A 19,238-nucleotide genomic window follows, 5' to 3' on the forward strand; every position below is an offset into this window, starting at 1 on the left:
CGTCTCACGACGCATTTCGTTCGGCAAGGCCTGTTTCCGCGAAGAGCTTGAAGGCGCGCGCCCGGTGGGAAAGCGCCTCGGCCTGACCCGGAACCCAGCCATGCTTTTCCGTCGCCGTCATTTCCCCGAAGGTGCGGGAATGGCCGTCAGGCAGAAACACCGGATCATAGCCGAAGCCGTCATTGCCGCGCGGCGGCCAGACGAGCGTGCCTTCGACATCGCCGCGGAAGAATTCCACATGGCCATCCGGCCAGCTGAGGCAGAGCGTCGATACGAAGCGCGCACGGCGTTCCTCGGGCGCTGTGGCTCCCTTTTCGGACAGCAGCGCCTCGACCTTTTCCATCGCCATCATGAAGTCGCGGCTGCCATCCGGTCGTTCGGCCCAGTCGGCCGTGTAGACGCCGGGCTCTCCGCCAAGCGCATCGACCATCAGGCCACTGTCATCGGACAATGCCGGCAGACCGGTCGCCTTCGTTGCGGAAAGCGCCTTCAGTGCCGCATTTTCCTCAAACGTGGTCCCGGTTTCCTTCGGCTCGGGAAGGCCAAGCGATTTCGCCGTCACGATCTCGAAGCCGAAGGGCTCGATGAGCTCTGCGATTTCGCGGATCTTGCCTTCATTGTGCGAAGCGACGACGAGCTTCTTTTCCGTCAGACGTCTCATTCCAGTCCCCAGAGTTTGGGTTCGGCGAATTCCAGGCTGTTGCCGGCCGGATCGCGGAAATAGATGGATCGGCCGCCATTCGGCCAATGGAAATCGGCCTCGATGGCGACGCCGTTTGCGGCGAGATGCATGACCCAGCCGTCGATCTCGTCTGCGCTTGCCGAAAAACAGAGATGCCCTTGGCCAATTGTCCCATGCGGTGGGACCGGCATGTCTGGATCCGTAGAAGGTTCCCGCGTCGCTTGCGGATTGAAGATCAGCAACACGCCGGCGCCGCAACGAAAGAAGACGTGGCGTCCCTCGACGGCCACGATCTTCTCCAGGCCGAGTATCCCGCCGTAAAACGCCTCCGCGCGCTCCAAATCCTCGGCGTAAAGCGCCGATTCCAGGATGGCAGAGGGTGCGGCGGGCCCGTTCGTCATGCGCCGATCGCAGCCTTCTGCAGGCCGACGAGCTCGTCGATGCCGGCGCGCGCAAGGCTCATCAGCGTCTGGAACTCATCCTGCGAGAACGGATCCTTTTCCGCAGTGCCCTGGATTTCGACGATGCCGCCAGACGCCGTCATGACGAAGTTGGCGTCGGTGTCGGCGGCGGAATCCTCCAGGTAGTCGAGGTCGATGACCGGCTGGCTGGCGAAGATGCCGCAGGAAACGGCTGCCACATGGTCCTTCAGCACGCGATCGGTTTTTACCATGCTGCGTGCTTCCATCCATTTCAGGCAATCGTGGAGGGCGACCCAGGCACCGGTGATGGACGCGGTACGCGTGCCGCCATCGGCCTGGATCACGTCGCAGTCGATCGAGATCTGGCGCTCGCCGAGCGCTTCCAGATTGACGACGGCGCGCAGCGACCGGCCAATGAGGCGCTGGATTTCCACAGTGCGGCCGCCCTGCTTGCCGGAAGCGGCCTCACGGCGCATGCGCTCGCCGGTAGCGCGTGGCAGCATGCCGTATTCGGCCGTGACCCAGCCGCGACCGGCATTGCGCAACCATGGCGGAACCCGCTCTTCCAGCGATGCGGTGCAGAGCACATGCGTATCGCCGAATTTCACGAGACACGAGCCTTCCGCATGCTTGGAGAAGTTCCGCTCGAAGGAAACGGCGCGCATCTGGTCTGGCTTCCGCCCTGAAGGTCGCATTGGGAGCTCCTGCTGATCAAGTTGGCTGCCTTCTATCGTCGGCAAAGCCCGCTTGCAAAGGAAAAGCCTGATGGCACAGGATGCGCCTCTCTTCCGTCCGCTTCGCGGAGACACTATATCTGAGGACGAATGGCACGGAGTCGACCACCAACGTGAACAGCTTCTCCAAGACGCCAAAGCTGAGCCAGGGCTCGGCTTCCTTGTCCGGATCATCGTCGCTTTCGGGAGCGCTTGACGACCGGACCGGCGAGATCTTCCGACGCATTGTCGAATCCTATCTTGAATCGGGCGAGCCTGTCGGGTCGCGCAACCTGTCGCGCATCCTGCCCATGGCGCTTTCGCCTGCATCCGTGCGCAACGTGATGAGCGATCTGGAGCATCTCGGCCTCATCTATGCGCCGCATATCTCGGCCGGGCGGCTGCCGACCCAGCAGGGGCTGCGCTTCTTCGTCGATGCCTTCATGCAGGCGGGCGCGCTGTCCGATGACGAGCGGGTGCAGATCGAGACGCAGATCCGCCAGACCCACCGCGACCGCGACCAGACGGTCGAGAACCTTCTGACCGATGCGAGCCAGATGCTGTCGGGGCTCTCGCGCGGCGCGGGTCTCGTGATCGCGGCAAAATCCGACACGGTGCTGAAGCACATCGAGTTCATTCGGCTGGACCCGACGCGCGCGCTCGCCGTCCTCGTGGGTGAGCACGACCATATCGAAAATCGCATCCTGGAATTGCCGGTCGGAACCACCGCGTCACAGCTGACCGAGGCCTCGAACTTTCTCAACGCGCATCTCGCCGGCCGCACGATCCCCGAAGTGCGCCGCGAGCTGGAAACGCTGAAATCCGAATTGACGCGCGAACTGGATGAACTCAGCCAGGATCTCGTTTCCCGGGGTCTCGCTGTGTGGTCGGGCAGCGGCAAGGATCAACCCGCCCAGCTCATCGTGCGCGGCCGTGCCAATCTGCTCGACAGCGTCTCGGGCGGCGAAGACATCGAGCGGCTGCGGCTCCTGTTCGATGAACTGGAGAAGAAGGATAGCCTCGTGCAGCTGATGACGCTCGCCGAGGAAGGGTCCGGCGTGCGCATCTTCATCGGCTCCGAAAACAAGCTTTTTTCGCTCTCCGGCTCATCGCTCATCGTCGCGCCCTATCGCGACAGCGAAGCGCATGTGGTCGGCGCGGTGGGCGTGATCGGGCCAACCCGGCTGAATTATGCGCGGATTGTTCCGATGGTCGATTATACCGCACAGCTCGTCTCGAAGATGATGCGCTGATCGATCATATTTCTTTGCATGGGCGGGTGGTTGGCCCATTCCGCCGCTCCGCGTGCCGATGATAAGGTCGGCCTATGCAAAGCAGCCGTGCCACACGCGGCGCACCTTTTGGAAGTGTTCCCATGTCCGCTCTGCGGATACGTCCCGCCACCCACGACGACATCGATGCCCTTCTCGCCATCGAGAACGCCGTCTTCACGACCGACAGGATTTCGAGGCGTTCCTTTCGCGCGTTGATCAACCGGCCGACAGCCGAGACGATCGTGGCGTGCAACGAGGCCGGGCGCATCGTCGGCTACGCGATGCTTTTGTTTCGCAAGGGCACGGGCCTCGCGCGGCTTTATTCGATCGCGGTTGCGCCCGATTCAAAGGGGCAGGGTGCCGGCAAGACGCTGCTGGCCAAGGCGGAAGAGGCTGCCAAGCAGCATGACCGCTTCCTCCTGCGGCTTGAAGTGCGGGAAGACAACATGCCGGCGATCGCGCTCTACAAGCGCTCCGGCTATCGCCGCATCGGCGTCTACGAGGATTATTACGAGGACCACAGCCGCGCGCTGCGTTTTGAGAAACGCCTGCGCGACGACGAGCATCAGGATTATGTGACGCCGTTCTATGAGCAGACGACGGATTTTACCTGCGGTGCCGCCTGCCTGAACATGGCGCTCGCGCGCTATGTGTCGCGCGATTATCTGGATCCGGTCTGGGAAATCCGCTTTTGGCGCGAGGCGACGACCGTTTTCATGATGTCCGGCATGGGCGGCTGCGAACCGTTCGGTCTTGCCGTTACGGCCCATGCCTATGGGCTGGAGCCGGAGATCTACGTCACCGATACCAACGTGCTTTTCCTCGACACGGTCCGGAACCTGGAGAAGCGCCAGGTCATGGAACTGGCTCAGCGCGATTTTCGTCGCCGGGTGGAAGAAGCGGCCATTCCCGTCCTCAATTTTGCCGCTTCGCTGCATACGATCCGGGCTGCGATCGAACGGGGCCACTCGGCCATCGTCTTGATCTCCGGCTATTACATGTTCGGCAAGAAGGTGCCGCACTGGGTGCTCGTGCATGGTGACGATGGTCGGCACCTGATTATCAATGATCCGTGGGTGGAAGAGAAAACGTCCGAAACGGCGTCGGACGCATCCAACCTGCCGGTTCCCTACGACATATTCGATCGCATCACCCGTTTCGGCCGCTCCAACCTGCGTGCTGCGGTGATTCTGAAAGGCAGACGGTCCTGATGTTCAACTGGGTGATTCTGTCGTCGCGCATGAACGACATCGATCATGCGGCGACCTCCCACAAAGTGCTTGCGACCCGCGACTACCTCGCGCGCCCGGAACTGTTCCGGGGCTCCCGTCCGAACATCATCAACCTGGCGCGCTCCTATCGCTACCAGAGCCGTGGCTATTACGCCTCGCTGCTCGCCGGCGCGCGCGGCCAGCGCGTGATTCCGTCGGTCGAGACGATCATCGACCTGTCGGCGCGCAAGCTCTACGAAAACGCAATCCCCGAACTCGAGGACACGCTGAACAAGGTCTGCGCCAAGGCAGGCGAGCGGCCAACCCGGCTCAACATCTTTTTCGGCTATACCGCCGACCAGCGCCTGGAACGCTTTGCACGCCTCGTCTTCGATTGGTTTCGCGCGCCCTTCGTCGAAGTCACCATCAAGGACAATGGCGCTTGGCTCTCGATCCCGAAAGTGGCGCTCGGCTCGGTGACGAAGCTTTCCGACAAGGAGCGCGCCTTCTTCTTCGAATGCCTCAACCGCTATACGGGTCGGCAATGGCGCGACGCCAAGGCCAAGACACCGGCGAAATACACCTTCGCCACCCTCGTCGACGCCAACGAGGCATTGCCACCATCGTCCATATCGAGCCTGAAGCACTGGGCGCGGATCGCCGCCCGCATGGGTGTGGAAGTGGAGCCGATCGGCAAGCGCGACCTGTCGCGGCTTGCCAACTACGATGCGCTCTTCATCCGCGAAACGACGTCGATCTCCAACCACACCTATCGCTTCGCGCGCCGTGCCCAGCAGGAAGGCATGCCGGTGATCGACGATCCGGTTTCGATGATCCGCTGCACCAACAAGGTCTATCTCGACGAGCTGATGGCTGGAAACGGCATCCCTGTGCCGAAGACGGTGATGATTGCCGGCATAGACGACCTGCCGCGCGCCGCCGATCTTCTGGGATTTCCGATGGTGCTGAAGATCCCGGATTCGTCATTTTCGCGCGGCGTCTCCAAGGTGGGGTCTCTTGAAGAGCTGAAGGCGCTCGCAACGACCTGGCTTGAGGATTCCGACCTGCTGCTGGCGCAGAAATTCATGCCCACGGCCTATGACTGGCGCATCGGGGTGCTTGGCGGCAAACCGCTGTTCGCGGTGCAGTATCTGATGGCCAAGGAACACTGGCAGATCATCAAGCACGATACCGGCGGCAAGCCGCTCGAAGGCGGCTTCCGTGGTTTTTCGCTGGCATCCGCGCCACCGCTCGTGCTCGACACGGGCCTGCGTGCTGCGCGCTGCATCGGCGACGGGTTCTATGGCGTCGATCTCAAAGAGACCGACGATGGCGTGTTCGTGATCGAGGTCAACGACAATCCGAACCTAGAACATGGTGTCGAGGATTTCGCCGAGAAGGATGAAGTCTGGACCAGGCTGACCAACTGGTTCCTCGAACGCCTCGAGGGTTGAGCGCCCGCTTATTGGGTGTCGGCCAGCGCGGCATCGACCTCCACAGCCGTGGGGATCGAGGGCTGCGCGCCGGGCTTGAGACAGGCGAGGCTGCCGGCAGCGGCCGCGCGCCGGAGCGCCAGCTCGAAATCGAGACCAGCATTGAGCCCGGTTGCGAGATAGCCGCAGAACGTGTCGCCCGCGCCGACCGTATCGACCGGCTTGATCGATAGTCCCTGCACGTGATGCATCCGGCCGTCGTGAAAGGCCATTACGCCATCGGCGCCGAGCGTCACGATGATCGTCTGGTCTCTGTCCCGGCTCATCGCCTGCATCGCACCCTCGCGCTCTGCCGCAGACTGGTCCTTGATACGGCAGAGCAACGCGAATTCCGTTTCATTGGCGATGACGATGCTCGCGAGCGGAGCGAGTGTCATCGCATCCTCCGTCAGGGGCGCGACATTGAGGATGCTGCGGATGCTCCTGTCGCGCGCCGCGCGCAGCGCCGCTTCGATCGCAGGCGCCGGTATCTCCATCTGCAGAAGCAGCGTATCGTCCTTGCCCATCCGGTCGACGGCCGCTTTCGCCGCATCCGCACCGACTTCACCATTGGCACCCGCGACGACCACGATGACATTGTCGCCGTCTTCGGCACCGACCAGGATCGAGGCGATGCCGGTGGCGCCTTCGACGCGAGCCACCTTGTCGAGATCGGCTCCCGCTTCGGCGAGAAGCGCGAGCGCCTCAGCGGCAAAGCCATCCGCTCCAACGGCGCCCACCATTGCCACATCGGCACCGGCGCGGCGCGCAGCCAGCGCCTGGTTGGCGCCCTTGCCACCAGCGGCAGTGGCAAACGCAGTACCCGCCAGCGTCTCGCCCGGTTTCGGCAACCGCGCGACATTGGCGATGAGGTCCATGTTGATGGAGCCGACGACGGTGATCATGCCCTGATTGTCTCCCCGCTTGCATGCGCCGGCCACTCTGCCTTTTTCGGCTGAGCCGGCAAGGGGGTGTCAGTCTTCTTCCACCACGCGCAGCCGCAATGACCCGGTGCGGCTCTCGACCGCCTGGGTCGGCTCGGCGGCTGGCTGAGCGGTGTCGGCACCGGGTGCCTCGAGTTCCAGTGCCTCGATCCGGGCTCCCCGCTTGGCGAGCTTGTCGGTCGAAGTGACGATCTGGTCGATGTCTTTCTGCGTCTGGCCGAAATGGGTCTGCAGGTTCCGCACGCGCTGATCCAGCCGCGTCAGATCCATCATCAGCTTTGCCACTTCGCCTTGGATGAGATGCGCCTGTTCGCGCATGCGCTGGTCACGCAGTATCGCCTGCACCACCTGGATCGACAGCATGAGCAGCGAGGGCGAGACGATGACCACGCGGGCACGGTGCGCGCGCTGGACGATCTCCTCGAAATTCTCGTGGATTTCGGCGAAGATCGATTCCGACGGCACGAAGAGAAATGCCGTGTCCTGCGTCTCGCCCTTGATCAGGTATTTTTCCGATATGGCTCGGATATGCACGTCCATGTCGCGGCGAAACTGCTGCGCGGCCGGTTTCGCCGCTTCCGCATTCTCCGCCGCCCGGATGGCATGCCACGCTTCGAGCGGAAATTTGGCGTCGATCGCGAGCGAGGGCTGCCCGTTCGGCATGTGGATCAGGCAGTCGGGGCGCTGGTTATTCGAAAGCGTAGCCTGGAAGGTGTAGCTGCCCATCGGCAACGCGTCGGCGATGATCGTTTCCATGCGCGACTGGCCGAACGCCCCGCGCGTCTGCTTGTTGGACAAAATCGCCTGCAGCCCGACGACATCCTTGGCGAGCGACTGGATGTTGTTCTGTGCCGTGTCGATGACGGCGAGGCGCTCCTGAAGCTTCGTCAGGTTCTCGTGTGTCGAACGCGTCTGCTCGGTGAGCGTCGTGCCGAGCCGCTGCGTCATGCCGTCCAGCCGCTGCTGGATCGACTGATTGAGTTCCGCCTGCCGTGCGCCAAAAAGCTCGGCCATGGTCGCCATGCGGCCCTGCATTTCCGACTGCGCCTTGAGGATTTCGGCAAGCCGCTGCTCGCTCTCCTCCGCCGCTTGCACGAGCTCGGCACGTTCGGCACGCCGGACGGCGGAGCGCCACATCCACAGGATGGCGAGAACCACCAGCAACGTAGCACCAGCCATGCCGAAGCTGACGGCGGCATCGCCGAGGGTGAAGAGGGGCTGCGCGAGGAGAGACAAGTCGACCATCCCCAAATCCTACACGGATTCCTGCTCCATGCCAGATCAAAACGTGAACAGGCTTAACGATCTCGCGGTAACCTGCAAAGCCACGAGCCTCGTTGAGCATGCGGAAGATTGACGAGAAAGCCGGCGATGCTTAATTGCCGGGCATGACCATCAAGCCACTCGTCCTCCTTCCCGATCCCGTGCTGCGCCAGCACTCCGAGCCACTCGAACGCGTCGATGGCGACGTGCGCCGGCTCGTCGATGACATGCTCGAGACCATGTATGATGCGCCGGGCATCGGGCTCGCGGCGATCCAGATCGGTGTTCCGCGCCGGCTTCTGGTGATTGATGTCGCGAAGGAAGAAGAGGGCCGCCAGCCCCAGATATTCATCAATCCGGAGATCTTGGCATCCTCGGACGAACGGTCGGTCTATGAAGAGGGATGCCTCTCCATCCCTGACTATTATGCCGAAGTCGAACGGCCGGCACGGGTCACCGTGCGCCACCTGGACATCGACGGCAAGAAGCGCACCGTCGAGGCCGATGGCCTTCTCGCCACTTGCCTCCAGCATGAACTCGACCATTTGAACGGCGTGCTCTTCATCGACCACATCTCGAAGCTGAAGCGCGATATGGTCGTGCGCAAATTCACCAAGCTCGCCAAGTCGCGGCCGGCCTCGGCGCTCTGAATTGGCCGGCAGGCGGCTGCGTCTGCGGAAAGAGATCCGATGCCGTTGAAGATCGTCTTCATGGGAACGCCGGAATTTGCGGTGCCGACGCTTGCCGCCTTGGCGCAGGACGGGCATCAGATCCTCGCCGTCTACACCCAGCCGCCACGGCCCGGTGGCCGTCGAGGCCTGGCTCCCGTCAAGTCGCCCGTGCACCAGCAGGCCGAACTCCTTGGCTTTGACGTGCGCACGCCGACAAGCCTGAAGAGCGCCGAGGAACAGGCAGCTTTCGCTGCGCTGAAACCCGACGTCGCCGTCGTCGTCGCCTATGGCATGCTCTTGCCGCAGCCAATCCTCGATGCGCCCCATCACGGCTGCTTCAATGGCCATGCGTCGCTCTTGCCGCGCTGGCGCGGCGCGGCGCCCATTCACCGCGCGATCATGGCGGGCGACGCGGAAACTGGCATGATGGTGATGAAGATGGATGCCGGCCTCGACACCGGCCCCGTTGCGCTCACCGAGCGCGTGACGATCGATCCCGACATGACCACCGGCGAACTTCACGACCGCTTGATGGTGATCGGCGGCAGCCTGATGGCCCGCGCGATGAAGGCGCTGGAGGCCGGCACGCTGACCCTGACCCAGCAGCCAGAAGAGGGCGCGACCTATGCCCGCAAGATCGACAAGGCCGAAACGCGCATCGACTTTTCCAAACCGGCTGCGGAGGTCCACAACCACATACGCGGCCTTTCGCCCTTCCCAGGCGCGTGGTTCGAAGCGGAGTTCGCCGGCAAGCCCGAGCGCGTGAAGGTGCTGGCATCGCGCCTCGTAGAAGGCAGCGGCGCGCCCGGAACGGTGCTGGATGACGATTTGTCCATTGCCTGCGCGGACGGCGCGGTGCGCCTCGTGAAGCTGCAGCGTGCCGGCGGCAAGCCGCTGGCGGCGGACGACTTCCAGCGCGGCGGCCGCATCGTGAAGGGCACGGTCCTCTCCTGATGCCGCGCTACAAGCTGACCATCGAATATGACGGCTCGAGCTTCGTCGGCTGGCAGCGCCAGGACAATGGCCGCTCCGTGCAGGGCGCCATCGAGGCTGCGATCTTCGGCTTCAGCGGCGAGACGGTGACCGTAAAAGGCGCCGGCCGCACCGATGCGGGCGTCCATGCGCTCGGCCAGGTCGGCCACGTGGACCTGGCGCGCGACTGGCCGGTCGAGACCGTTCGCAATGCCGTCAACGCGCATCTGATCAAGGCCCGTGATGCCGTCGCGATCCTCGCCGTCGACCTGGTGACCGAAGAGTTCGATGCGCGCTTTTCGGCGCTGAAACGGCATTATGTCTACCGCATCGTCAACCGCGCGGCGCCGCTGACCGTACTTCGCGACCGCGCGTGGCGGGTGCCGCGCCATCTCGATGCCGACGCCATGCACGAGGCGGCGCAGCGCCTGGTCGGACGCCACGATTTCACGACCTTCCGCTCCGTCCAGTGTCAGGCGAAGAACTCGGTGCGCACGCTCGACCGGCTGGATGTATCGCGCAGCGGGGAGGTGATCGAGATCCACGCTTCGGCCCAGAGCTTCCTGCACAACCAGATCCGCTCTTTTGCAGGGTCCCTCAAGCTCGTGGGCGAAGGCCGCTGGAGCGCCGACACCATGACCGCCGCGCTTGAAGCGCGCGATCGCAAGAAATGTGGCCCTGTCGCACCGCCCGACGGGCTCTATTTCGCAAGCGTCGACTATTGAACCCATCGCTGCTTTCATTCGAACCGCAGCACCTCTAGAACAGCGGACGGCCCGCTTCTCCAACAGCTCCGGAACCCTTCATGTCTTCCATCGACGTCCTGTGCATCGGCAATGCCATTGTCGACATCATCGCCCGCTGTGACGATGCGTTCCTCAACGACAATGCCATCATCAAGGGCGCGATGAACCTGATCGATGCGCAACGCGCCGAGACGCTCTACGACCGGATGGGTCCGGCTGTCGAAGCCTCCGGTGGCTCGGCCGGCAACACGGCAGCGGGCATCGCAAGCTTCGGCGGCAAGGCCGCTTTCTTCGGCAAGGTCGCCAAGGATCAGCTCGGCGCAATCTACGCGCACGACATCCGCGCTCAAGGCGTTCATTTCGAAACGGCACCGCTCGCCTCGCCCCCGCCGACGGCGCGCTCCATGATCTTCGTTACGCCCGATGGCGAGCGCTCGATGAACACCTATCTCGGCGCCTGCGTCGAACTCGGACCGGACGACGTCGACGAGGCGGTCGTCGCATCCGCCAAGGTCACCTATTTCGAAGGCTATCTCTGGGATCCGCCCCGCGCCAAGGAAGCGATCCGCGAATGCGCCCGCATCGCTCATGCCAATGGCCGGGAGATGTCGATGACACTTTCCGATCCATTCTGCGTGGATCGCTACCGGGCCGAGTTCCTCGATCTGATGCGCTCGGGAACGGTCGACATCGTCTTCGCCAATGCCAGCGAGGCGAAATCGCTCTATGATACCGAGAGCCTCGAAGAGGCGCTGGAACGCATCGCCAAGGATTGCCGCCTCGCGGTCGTCACCATGAGCGAAAAGGGCTCGATCGTCGTCACCGGTGACGAGCGCGTCATCGTCGAGCCCCTCGCCATCGAGGAACTGGTCGACACGACCGGCGCAGGCGATCTCTACGCCGCCGGCTTTCTTTACGGCTATACCCAGGGCCGCGACCTCGCCACCTGCGGCCGACTGGGCTCGCTCGCCGCCGGCCTCGTCATCCAGCAAATCGGCCCCCGCCCCCTGCAGTCGCTCCGCGACGAGGCGAAGGCGCACGGGCTGGGATGAGGCGTTTGCTGATCTACATGATGTCTTCCGGCTTGCGGCCCGGGCGGGCTCGGTAGGGTTTGAAGGTCCAGCCGTTCTTCAGCGCGCCGCCGCGCACGATGAAGGCAACGATGACGCCTGAGAGCGTTGCGACGATCACCGGTAGCCCGGCTTCGGCCAGAAACGTGTAAGTCGCGGCTCCTGAGAGAGCGGCGGTGACGTAGATTTCCGGCCGCATGAGGACGGAGGGCTCACCCGCGAGCATGTCGCGCAGAATCCCGCCGAAGGTGGATGTGAGCACGCCCATCACGATCGCGACCGTGACCGACCCGGTCACGGCATAGCCTTTCGCGGCGCCCATAACGCAATAGGCGGAAAGCCCTATCGCATCGAGCCAGAGGAGAAGCTTGTAGCGCGACTCGAACAGATGCGCGGTGAAGAAGACGGCGACGGCAACGAGCGCGCAGACGAGGATATAGGCGGGATCGGCGACCCAAAGCACCGGCACGTCGAGGATGAGATCGCGAAGCGTGCCGCCACCGATGCCGGTCACGGCCGCCAGGAAGATGAAGCCGATGATATCGAGCTGCTTGCGCGAGGCGGCAAGCGCGCCGGTTGCCGCAAAGACCGCGACGCCGGCATAGTCGAGCAGGTCGATAATCGGCATTCGAGCGGTCCTGAAAACGTGAAAAGGCCGGACTGGCCGGCCTTTTTATGGCCCGGATCCCGGGCGCGTCAATTGTGGGAAAAACGCAGATCTGAGGCTTTAAGCGTCCCGCTCGGCTTCGCCGTTTGGTGCGCCTGGTTCCGCACCGGCATCCGGCTTCGGTTCCACCGGCTGCTTCGGGCCGCCTTTGGCAACGCCGACCATGGCCGGGCGCAGAACGCGTTCGCCGATCACGTAGCCATCCTGGACGACCTGCATGACGGTGTTGTTCGGCACGTCCGGGTTCGGGATTTCGAACATCGCCTGGTGGAAATTGGGATCGAAACGCTGGCCTTCCGGCTTCAGCTTCGCCACGCCGTGGCGTTCCAGCGCCGACAGCATCGCGCGTTCGGTCATCTCGACGCCTTCGACGAGCGCCTTGAAACCGTCATCCCCGGCTTCGCGCGATTCCGCCGGGATGGCATCGAGCGCACGGCGCAGATTGTCTGAAACGGCAAGCATGTCGCGCGCGAAATTGGCGATCGAATAGGAACGCGCATCCTTCACGTCGCGCTCGGTGCGACGGCGCAGATTGTCCATGTCGGCGGCAAGGCGGAGGTAGCGATCCTTGAGATCGGCATTCTCGGCCTTCAGCCCGTCGACGAGGATGGCGATCGCCTCGGAATTGTCCGGCGCGCCATCGTCATGCCCGGCGTGAGGCTCGTCGAACGCGGACTCGGCAGCCTTCACCGCTTCTTCCATGCGCTCGTTTGCGCTGTCCTGGTGGGTGGTTTCGGTCGTCTTCTTCGTGTCGTCGGTCATGACGCTCGTTTCATTCCCTGTCGGCCTGAAGTTGCACCGTTCCGGCTGCCAACGCGCGATTGCGTGACAAGCGACTTCGGTAACGGCGGCGAATTCTCTTGGGCCGCATATCGACTTTCGGGCGCCAAAAATCAAGGATGTCGTCGCCTTCAGCCTTGGGGCGAGCCATCCACGGCAAGGCTTTTCAGCCTGTAAAGCACCTCGAGCGCTTCCCTTGGGCTGAGCTCATCCGGATTGACGGCGGCGAGTTCGATCGCCAGACCCGATAAAGCTGCGGGCTGGGCGGCGCTTTCCGACTTCGTCTGCCGCATCGAGGCGGCAAAGAGCGGCAGGTCGTCGACGAGATTGGCGGCCGGGCTCTTGCGATCGTTTTCTTCAAGCTGGGCAAGCACGTCGCGCGCCCTGGCAACGACGCTGTCGGGCAGGCCCGCAAGCCGCGCCACCTGGATGCCGTAGGACCGGTCCGCGGCTCCCTGGCCGACCGAATGCAGGAAAATCACCTCGCCCTGCCATTCCTTGACCCGCATCGTCGCGTTGGAGAGCCGCGCGAGCCTTTCCGAAAGTGCCGTCAGCTCGTGATAATGCGTCGCGAAAAGTCCGCGGCAGCGATTGGCTTCGTGCAGATATTCCACCGCTGCCCAGGCGATCGACAGCCCGTCGAAGGTCGCCGTGCCGCGGCCGATCTCGTCCAGGATCACCAGCGACCGCTCGCTTGCCTGATTGAGGATCGCAGCCGTCTCGACCATCTCGACCATGAAGGTGGAGCGCCCGCGCGCCAGATCGTCCGACGCGCCGACACGGCTGAACAGCCGGTCGATCACGCCGATGCGGGCAGCCCCGGCCGGCACGAAGGAGCCCATCTGCGCCATGACCGCAATCAACGCATTCTGGCGCAGGAAGGTCGATTTACCGCCCATGTTGGGGCCGGTCAGAAGCCAAAGCGCGCCGTGCTTTGCACCATCCGGCGGTGACAGGTTGCAATCATTGGCAACGAACGGGTCGCTCGCCTGGCGCCTCAGCGCCTGCTCCACCACCGGGTGGCGGCCTGTCGTGATGGCGAAATCCATGGAGCGGTCGACACTCGGGCGGCAATAGCCCTGTTCTTCGGCGAGCGTGGCGAGCGCGCGCGCGACGTCGATGACGGAAATCGCATGCGCCGCCTCCCGAATGGGGTCGGCGCTGGCAACCACCTGTGCGGACAGCGTGTCGAAGATCGAAAGCTCGATCGCGATCGCGCGGCCCGCCGCATTGGCGATCCTCGATTCCAGATCGGCAAGTTCCGTCGTCGTGAACCGCATGGCGTTGGCCATGGACTGGCGGTGGATGAAGCGCTCCCGGCCTTCGTCGCTCGTAAGCGGTCCGGCATTGCCGGCGGTCACCTCGATGTAATAGCCGAGCACATTGTTGTGCCGGATCTTCAGTGACTTGACGCCGGTCTCCTCGCCGTAGCGCGCCTGCAGCGAGGCGATGACCCGGCGCGTATCGTCGCGCAGTGCGCGCATCTCGTCGAGCTCGCCGTCGCGGCCGGGACGCACGAAGCCACCCTCGCGCCTGAGCAGCGGCAACTCGTCGTCGAGCGTCGCGTCGAGCTCGGCGATCAGCGACAGGGGCAGGCGGCCGAGCGCGTCCCGCGCCTCGGCGAGTTCTTCGGGCAGATCACGTTCGGCAAGCATCTGGCCGATGGCGCGCGCGGTCGTGAGGCCTTGGCGGAGGCTTCCGAGATCGCGCGGTCCGCCGCGGTTCAGCGCGATGCGGGAAAGCGCGCGCGGCATGTCAGCCATCTGCTTGAGGTGATCGGTGAGGTCGTCGGCGAGACGTGGCTCCGCCATCAGCCAGGCGATCGCATCGAGGCGCCGGTCGATGGCATCCGGGTCGGTCAAAGGCGCGGTCAGCCGTTCAGCGAGGAGACGGGCTCCACCGCCGGTGACGGTCCGGTCGATCGCCTTGAGGAGCGAGCCGTCACGGCTGCCGGAAAGCGTGCGCGTCAGTTCCAGATTGGCCCGTGTGGCGGGATCGATGAAGAGCGTCGAGCCCGCTTCGTCGCGCTGCGGGCGCGACAGCGGCGGTCGCTCGGCAAGCTGCGTCTTCTCGACATAGCCGATCGCCGCAGCCGCTGCGGAGAGTTCGGCGCGGGAGAAATTGCCGAAGCCCGAAAGCGTTGCGACGCCGAAAAACCGGGCGACACGGCCCTCAGCACTTGTCCCATCGAACAGTACCGCCGGCTGCGGCATGACGATGCGGCCGAGCATGTCCATCGCCGCCCGCATTTCCGGGGCATGGAACAGCGTGTCGGGCACCAGCACTTCGCGCGGATCGATGCGCAGAATGTCGGCGACGAGCCGCGAGGGATCCGTTTCCGCCACGCGGAAGACACCCGTCGAGATATCGATCCAGGCGATGGCGAAGCCGCGATCGCCGGCCGATTTCAGCCGGGTGAGCGTCATCAGGTAATTGGGCTCGGCCGGGTCGAGCAGGCGTTCTTCCGTCAGCGTGCCGGGCGTGACCAAGCGGGTGACGTCCCGCTTCACGACCGACTTGCCGCCGCGCTTCTTCGCCTCGGCCGGATCTTCGATCTGCTCGCAGACGGCGACACGGAATCCAAGGGCGATCAGCTTCTGCAGATAATCGTCGGCCGCATGCACCGGCACGCCGCACATGGGAATGTCTTCGCCCATGTGCTGGCCGCGCTTGGTCAGCGTGATGCCGAGCGCGCGGGCCGCCGAAACAGCGTCATCGAAAAAAAGTTCGTAGAAATCGCCCATCCGGTAGAACAGCAGCGAATCCGGATTGGCGGCTTTGATTTCGATGAATTGCGCCATCATCGGCGTCGCCGACGACAGGCTTTCGGCCGAGATCAGGCGCTCGGCGGTCAACTCTGTCGACGAAGCGTTCTTCATGAGCACGCGGTCTGTCCGTCCTGTCGAATTGCGATTTCGCTTGGGATGTCTAGTGTGCGGGACCCGGGGGCGGAAAGCACGTTTGCACGAGCCCGCTCCACAGGAATAAAGATGTTTCAGAGTCGTCTCAAGAACGGCCTGCGACGAGAAGCGCCGAATAATCGGCGACGCGAAATGATGAGGAAACATGCCCATGGAAATGAAGCCGCGCAAGGCTGGCCGTTCGGCGTCCAGCATATCCGATCAGGAGGCGCTGGATTTTCACGCGCGGGGACGCCCCGGCAAGCTTGAGGTGACGCCGACCAAGGCGATGGCGACGCAGCGCGATCTCGCGCTCGCCTATTCGCCGGGTGTCGCCGTGCCGGTGAAGGCGATTGCCGAAGATCCCTCCCGCGCCTTCGACTACACGACGCGTGGCAACATGGTCGCCGTCATTTCAAACGGCACGGCCATTCTCGGCCTGGGCAATCTCGGCGCGCTGGCCTCCAAGCCCGTCATGGAAGGCAAGGCGGTGCTCTTCAAGCGCTTTGCCGACGTCGATTCCATCGACCTCGAAGTCGATACCGAGAATGTCGACGAATTCATCAACTGCGTGCGCTATCTCGGACCCTCCTTCGGCGGGATCAACCTGGAAGACATCCGGGCACCCGATTGCTTCATCATCGAGCAGCGCCTGCGCGAACTGATGGATATCCCGGTCTTCCATGACGACCAGCATGGCACGGCGATCATCGCCGCCGCCGGTCTGATCAACGCGCTGCACCTCACCGGCCGCGACGTGAAGACGACGAAGCTCGTCGTCAATGGCGCGGGTGCTGCCGCCATCGCCTGCGTGGAACTGATCAAGGCCATGGGCTTCACGCCCGGCAATGTCACGCTCTGCGACACCAAAGGCGTTATCCACAAGGACCGCACCGAAGGCCTCAACCAGTGGAAATCGGCGCATGCGATCGTCACCGAGGATCGCACGCTCGCCGATGCGCTGAAAGGTGCCGACGTGGTCTTCGGGCTTTCGGTCAAGGGCGCGCTGACGGAGGACATGATCCGCTCCATGGCGCCCAATCCGATCATCTTCGCCATGGCGAACCCGGATCCGGAAATCACGCCGGAGGAAGTGGCCGAGATCCGCACCGATGCGATCATGGCGACGGGTCGTTCCGACTACCCCAACCAGGTCAACAACGTCCTTGGTTTCCCCTATATCTTCCGCGGCGCACTCGACGTGCGCGCATCGACCATCAACGACGCGATGAAGATCGCCGCGGCCGAGGCACTCGCGGCTCTTGCGCGCGAGGACGTCCCCGATGATGTCGCCGCCGCCTATTCCGGCAACAGACCCCGTTTCGGCCCGCAATACATCATCCCCGTGCCGTTCGATCCACGCCTGATCTCCGCCATCCCGCTCGCTGTCGCCAAGGCTGCGATGGACTCTGGCGTTGCGCAAAAGCCGATCCTCAACATGGAGGCCTATGCCAACGAATTGTCCGCGCGCCGCGATCCGATCGCGTCCACTTTGCAGCGCATCTACGAGCGCGTGCGGCGCCACCCGCGCCGCGTCGTCTTCGCCGAGGGCGAGGAAGAGCAGGTCATGCGCGCGGCCGTCTCCTACGTGAACCAGAAGCTCGGCACCGCGATCCTGCTCGGCCGCGACGAGCAGATGCATGAAACTGCGCAGAAGGCCGGCATCGATCTCAACCGCCCGGGCATCGAACTCGTCAACGCCCGCCGCTCCCACCGTGTGAACGCCTATGTGGATTATCTCTACGGGCGCCTTCAGCGGCAGGGCTATCTGCAGCGAGACTGTCAGCGCCTCATCAACAACGACCGCAACCACTTCGCCGCCTGCATGGTCGCACTAGGCGATGCGGACGCGATGGTGACGGGTACGACGCGCAATTATTCCACCGCACTGGAAGACGTGCGCCGCGTGATCGACGTGAAGCCCGGCCACCGCGTCATCGGCGCGTCGCTCGCGCTTTGCCGCGGTCGCACCGTGCTGGTGGCCGATACGGCGGTGATCGATATGCCCTCGTCGGAGGAACTCGCCGACATCGCGGAGGAGGCAGCCCGTCTGGCGCGGCGTATGGGCTACGAGCCCCGCGTCGCGATGCTTGCCTATTCCACCTTCGGCCATCCGTCCGGCGAGCGCTCCGACCGTGTCAAGGAAGCGGTCCGCATCCTCGACAAGCGCCGCGTCGATTTCGAGTATGACGGGGAAATGGCCGCCGACGTCGCGCTTAACCCGAAGATCATGGAGCAATATCCGTTCTGCCGGCTCTCCGGCACGGCGAATGTGCTCGTGATGCCGGCGTTCCACTCGGCCTCGATCTCGACGAAGATGCTGCAGGAACTCGGCGGTTCGACCGTCATCGGCCCGCTTCTCGTCGGCCTCGACAAATCCGTCCAGATCGCCTCGATGAGCGCCAAGGACACCGACCTCGTCAACTTGGCCGCAATCGCAGCCTTCAATGCGAGTTGATGGGCGCATGAATCGGGTGGCGGGCAGGTGGCCGTCGTGATGATATCTCCGCCATGACCCGGAGATGTCGGCCATGACGATTGCTGCCCGCCTGCAAACGGAGATCACGCCGCAGGGCACGGATTACGATACCGTGCGCGGCGTGATCGAACTGATTTCCAACGATTACCGCAGCCAGCCGACGCTGGAGACGATCGCGGCTGAACTCGGCCAGTCGCCAACGCAGTTGCAGAAGGTCTTCACCCGCTGGGCGGGTCTTTCACCGAAGGCCTTCCTGCAGGCGGTCACGCTCGATCATGCCAAGCGCCTGCTGGGCCATGAGGGGCTGCCGCTGCTCGATGCGAGCTTCGAGGTCGGCTATTCGGGCCCCGGACGGTTGCACGATCTGTTCGTCACCCATGAAGCGATGTCGCCCGGTGTCTGGAAGGCGAAGGGCGAGGGGCTGACGATCCGGTATGGCTACCATCCCTCGCCATTCGGCACGGCTCTCGTGATGATCACGGATCGGGGCCTGGCCGGTCTTGCCTTCGACGATCCGGGCGAACGCCGCGATGCCTTCGAGGACATGGCCTCGCGCTGGCCGCGGGCGACCTATGTCGAGGATGCAGCCGCAACGGCACTCTATGCCACCCGTATCTTCGATCCGGCGCGGTGGTCGGCGGATGCACCGCTGAACGTCGTGCTGATCGGATCGGACTTCCAGATCCGCGTCTGGCAGGCGCTGATGACGATCCCGCTCGCCAAGGCCGTGACCTATTCCGATATCGCCCGCGACATCGGCCAGCCGACTGCGTCGCGTGCCGTCGGCGCTGCTGTCGGGCGCAACCCGATCTCGTTCGTCGTGCCGTGCCATCGCGCGCTTGGAAAATCGGGCGACCTGACGGGTTATCACTGGGGCCTGACGCGCAAGCGCGCAATGCTCGGCTGGGAGACAGGGCAGACCGCCGCCTGATCGGCAAGCTGACCCGCCAGACACTGTCAGCATGTGCCAAG

The 19,238-nt window shown here is 63.9% G+C and carries 17 protein-coding genes; 9 read left to right on the forward strand and 8 right to left on the reverse strand.

The annotated features are described in order from the left end of the window. Window positions 1-4: 4 nt before the first annotated feature. The 3 genes from rdgB to rph are packed head-to-tail and all read right to left on the reverse strand — an operon-like array spanning window position 5 to window position 1,799. Window positions 5-661, reverse strand: coding sequence for a non-canonical purine NTP pyrophosphatase (rdgB, locus tag QQL76_RS18030; protein WP_499208817.1), 657 nt, complete (start codon window positions 659-661; stop codon window positions 5-7). Next, the gene (locus tag QQL76_RS18035) at window positions 658-1,083 is read right to left on the reverse strand and encodes a VOC family protein (RefSeq protein ID WP_499208818.1); all 426 of its coding nucleotides are present in this window, start codon (window positions 1,081-1,083) and stop codon (window positions 658-660) included. The genes rdgB and QQL76_RS18035 overlap by 4 nt, the downstream gene beginning before the upstream one ends. Further along, window positions 1,080-1,799, reverse strand: coding sequence for a ribonuclease PH (rph, locus tag QQL76_RS18040; RefSeq protein WP_404863057.1), 720 nt, complete (start codon window positions 1,797-1,799; stop codon window positions 1,080-1,082). Before rph ends, QQL76_RS18035 begins: the two co-directional genes overlap by 4 nt. Before the next feature lie 200 nt (window positions 1,800-1,999). Between rph and hrcA the strand changes: the two genes are divergently transcribed. The 3 genes from hrcA (at window position 2,000) to QQL76_RS18055 (ending at window position 5,756) form a co-directional block, all read left to right on the forward strand. Beyond that, window positions 2,000-3,070, forward strand: coding sequence for a heat-inducible transcriptional repressor HrcA (hrcA, locus tag QQL76_RS18045; protein WP_499208973.1), 1,071 nt, complete (start codon window positions 2,000-2,002; stop codon window positions 3,068-3,070). A 122-nt stretch (window positions 3,071-3,192) separates the two neighbouring features. Then, the gene (locus QQL76_RS18050; RefSeq protein WP_499208819.1) at window positions 3,193-4,302 is read left to right on the forward strand and encodes a GNAT family N-acetyltransferase/peptidase C39 family protein; all 1,110 of its coding nucleotides are present in this window, start codon (window positions 3,193-3,195) and stop codon (window positions 4,300-4,302) included. Continuing rightward, complete coding sequence (locus QQL76_RS18055) at window positions 4,302-5,756, forward strand: RimK family ATP-grasp domain-containing protein (protein ID WP_404863055.1); 1,455 nt, start codon at window positions 4,302-4,304, stop codon at window positions 5,754-5,756. Before QQL76_RS18050 ends, QQL76_RS18055 begins: the two co-directional genes overlap by 1 nt. Window positions 5,757-5,764: 8 nt before the next feature. Here QQL76_RS18055 and QQL76_RS18060 read toward each other — a convergent pair whose 3' ends face one another. After that, entirely contained in the window at window positions 5,765-6,679 is a 915-nt protein-coding gene (locus QQL76_RS18060) for a ribokinase (RefSeq protein WP_499208820.1), read from the reverse strand. A 69-nt stretch (window positions 6,680-6,748) separates the two neighbouring features. Further along, window positions 6,749-7,963, reverse strand: a complete 1,215-nt coding sequence (locus QQL76_RS18065) for a DNA recombination protein RmuC (protein WP_499208821.1) — start codon at window positions 7,961-7,963, stop codon at window positions 6,749-6,751. Between the two features lie 143 nt (window positions 7,964-8,106). Between QQL76_RS18065 and def the strand changes: the two genes are divergently transcribed. The 4 genes from def to QQL76_RS18085 all read left to right on the forward strand — a co-directional run bounded on the left by def (window position 8,107) and on the right by QQL76_RS18085 (window position 11,422). Then, complete coding sequence (gene def / locus QQL76_RS18070) at window positions 8,107-8,631, forward strand: peptide deformylase (protein WP_499208822.1); 525 nt, start codon at window positions 8,107-8,109, stop codon at window positions 8,629-8,631. 39 nt (window positions 8,632-8,670) lie between these two features. Further along, window positions 8,671-9,606 (forward strand): methionyl-tRNA formyltransferase, encoded by a 936-nt coding sequence (gene fmt, locus QQL76_RS18075; RefSeq protein ID WP_404863052.1) that lies wholly within the window; start codon window positions 8,671-8,673, stop codon window positions 9,604-9,606. After that, a complete protein-coding gene (gene truA / locus QQL76_RS18080) occupies window positions 9,606-10,349 on the forward strand; it encodes a tRNA pseudouridine synthase A (protein ID WP_499208823.1) in 744 nt (247 codons plus the stop codon). Before fmt ends, truA begins: the two co-directional genes overlap by 1 nt. A gap of 80 nt (window positions 10,350-10,429) precedes the next feature. Further along, on the forward strand, window positions 10,430-11,422 hold the full coding sequence (locus QQL76_RS18085) for an adenosine kinase (RefSeq protein WP_499208824.1): 993 nt from the start codon (window positions 10,430-10,432) through the stop codon (window positions 11,420-11,422). Window positions 11,423-11,435: 13 nt separating this feature from the next. Here the strand turns inward: QQL76_RS18085 and QQL76_RS18090 are convergent, their stop codons facing one another. The 3 genes from QQL76_RS18090 to mutS form a co-directional block, all read right to left on the reverse strand. Next, the gene (locus QQL76_RS18090) at window positions 11,436-12,068 is read right to left on the reverse strand and encodes a trimeric intracellular cation channel family protein (protein ID WP_499208825.1); all 633 of its coding nucleotides are present in this window, start codon (window positions 12,066-12,068) and stop codon (window positions 11,436-11,438) included. Window positions 12,069-12,167: 99 nt separating this feature from the next. Continuing rightward, entirely contained in the window at window positions 12,168-12,869 is a 702-nt protein-coding gene (gene grpE / locus QQL76_RS18095; protein ID WP_499208826.1) for a nucleotide exchange factor GrpE, read from the reverse strand. A gap of 149 nt (window positions 12,870-13,018) precedes the next feature. Then, window positions 13,019-15,766 (reverse strand): DNA mismatch repair protein MutS, encoded by a 2,748-nt coding sequence (gene mutS, locus QQL76_RS18100; protein WP_499208974.1) that lies wholly within the window; start codon window positions 15,764-15,766, stop codon window positions 13,019-13,021. 199 nt (window positions 15,767-15,965) lie between these two features. Here mutS and QQL76_RS18105 point away from each other — a divergent pair, with 199 nt between their 5' ends. Continuing rightward, on the forward strand, window positions 15,966-18,245 hold the full coding sequence (locus QQL76_RS18105; RefSeq protein ID WP_499208975.1) for an NADP-dependent malic enzyme: 2,280 nt from the start codon (window positions 15,966-15,968) through the stop codon (window positions 18,243-18,245). Between the two features lie 73 nt (window positions 18,246-18,318). Next, window positions 18,319-19,197: a methylated-DNA--[protein]-cysteine S-methyltransferase gene (locus QQL76_RS18110; protein ID WP_499208827.1), complete on the forward strand. Its 879-nt coding sequence runs from the start codon at window positions 18,319-18,321 to the stop codon at window positions 19,195-19,197. Window positions 19,198-19,238 lie beyond the last annotated feature (41 nt).

Origin of the sequence: Rhizobium albus (assembly GCA_030160035.1) — a bacterium.
In the GTDB taxonomy this organism is placed as follows: Bacteria; Pseudomonadota; Alphaproteobacteria; order Rhizobiales; family Rhizobiaceae; genus Georhizobium; species Georhizobium albus.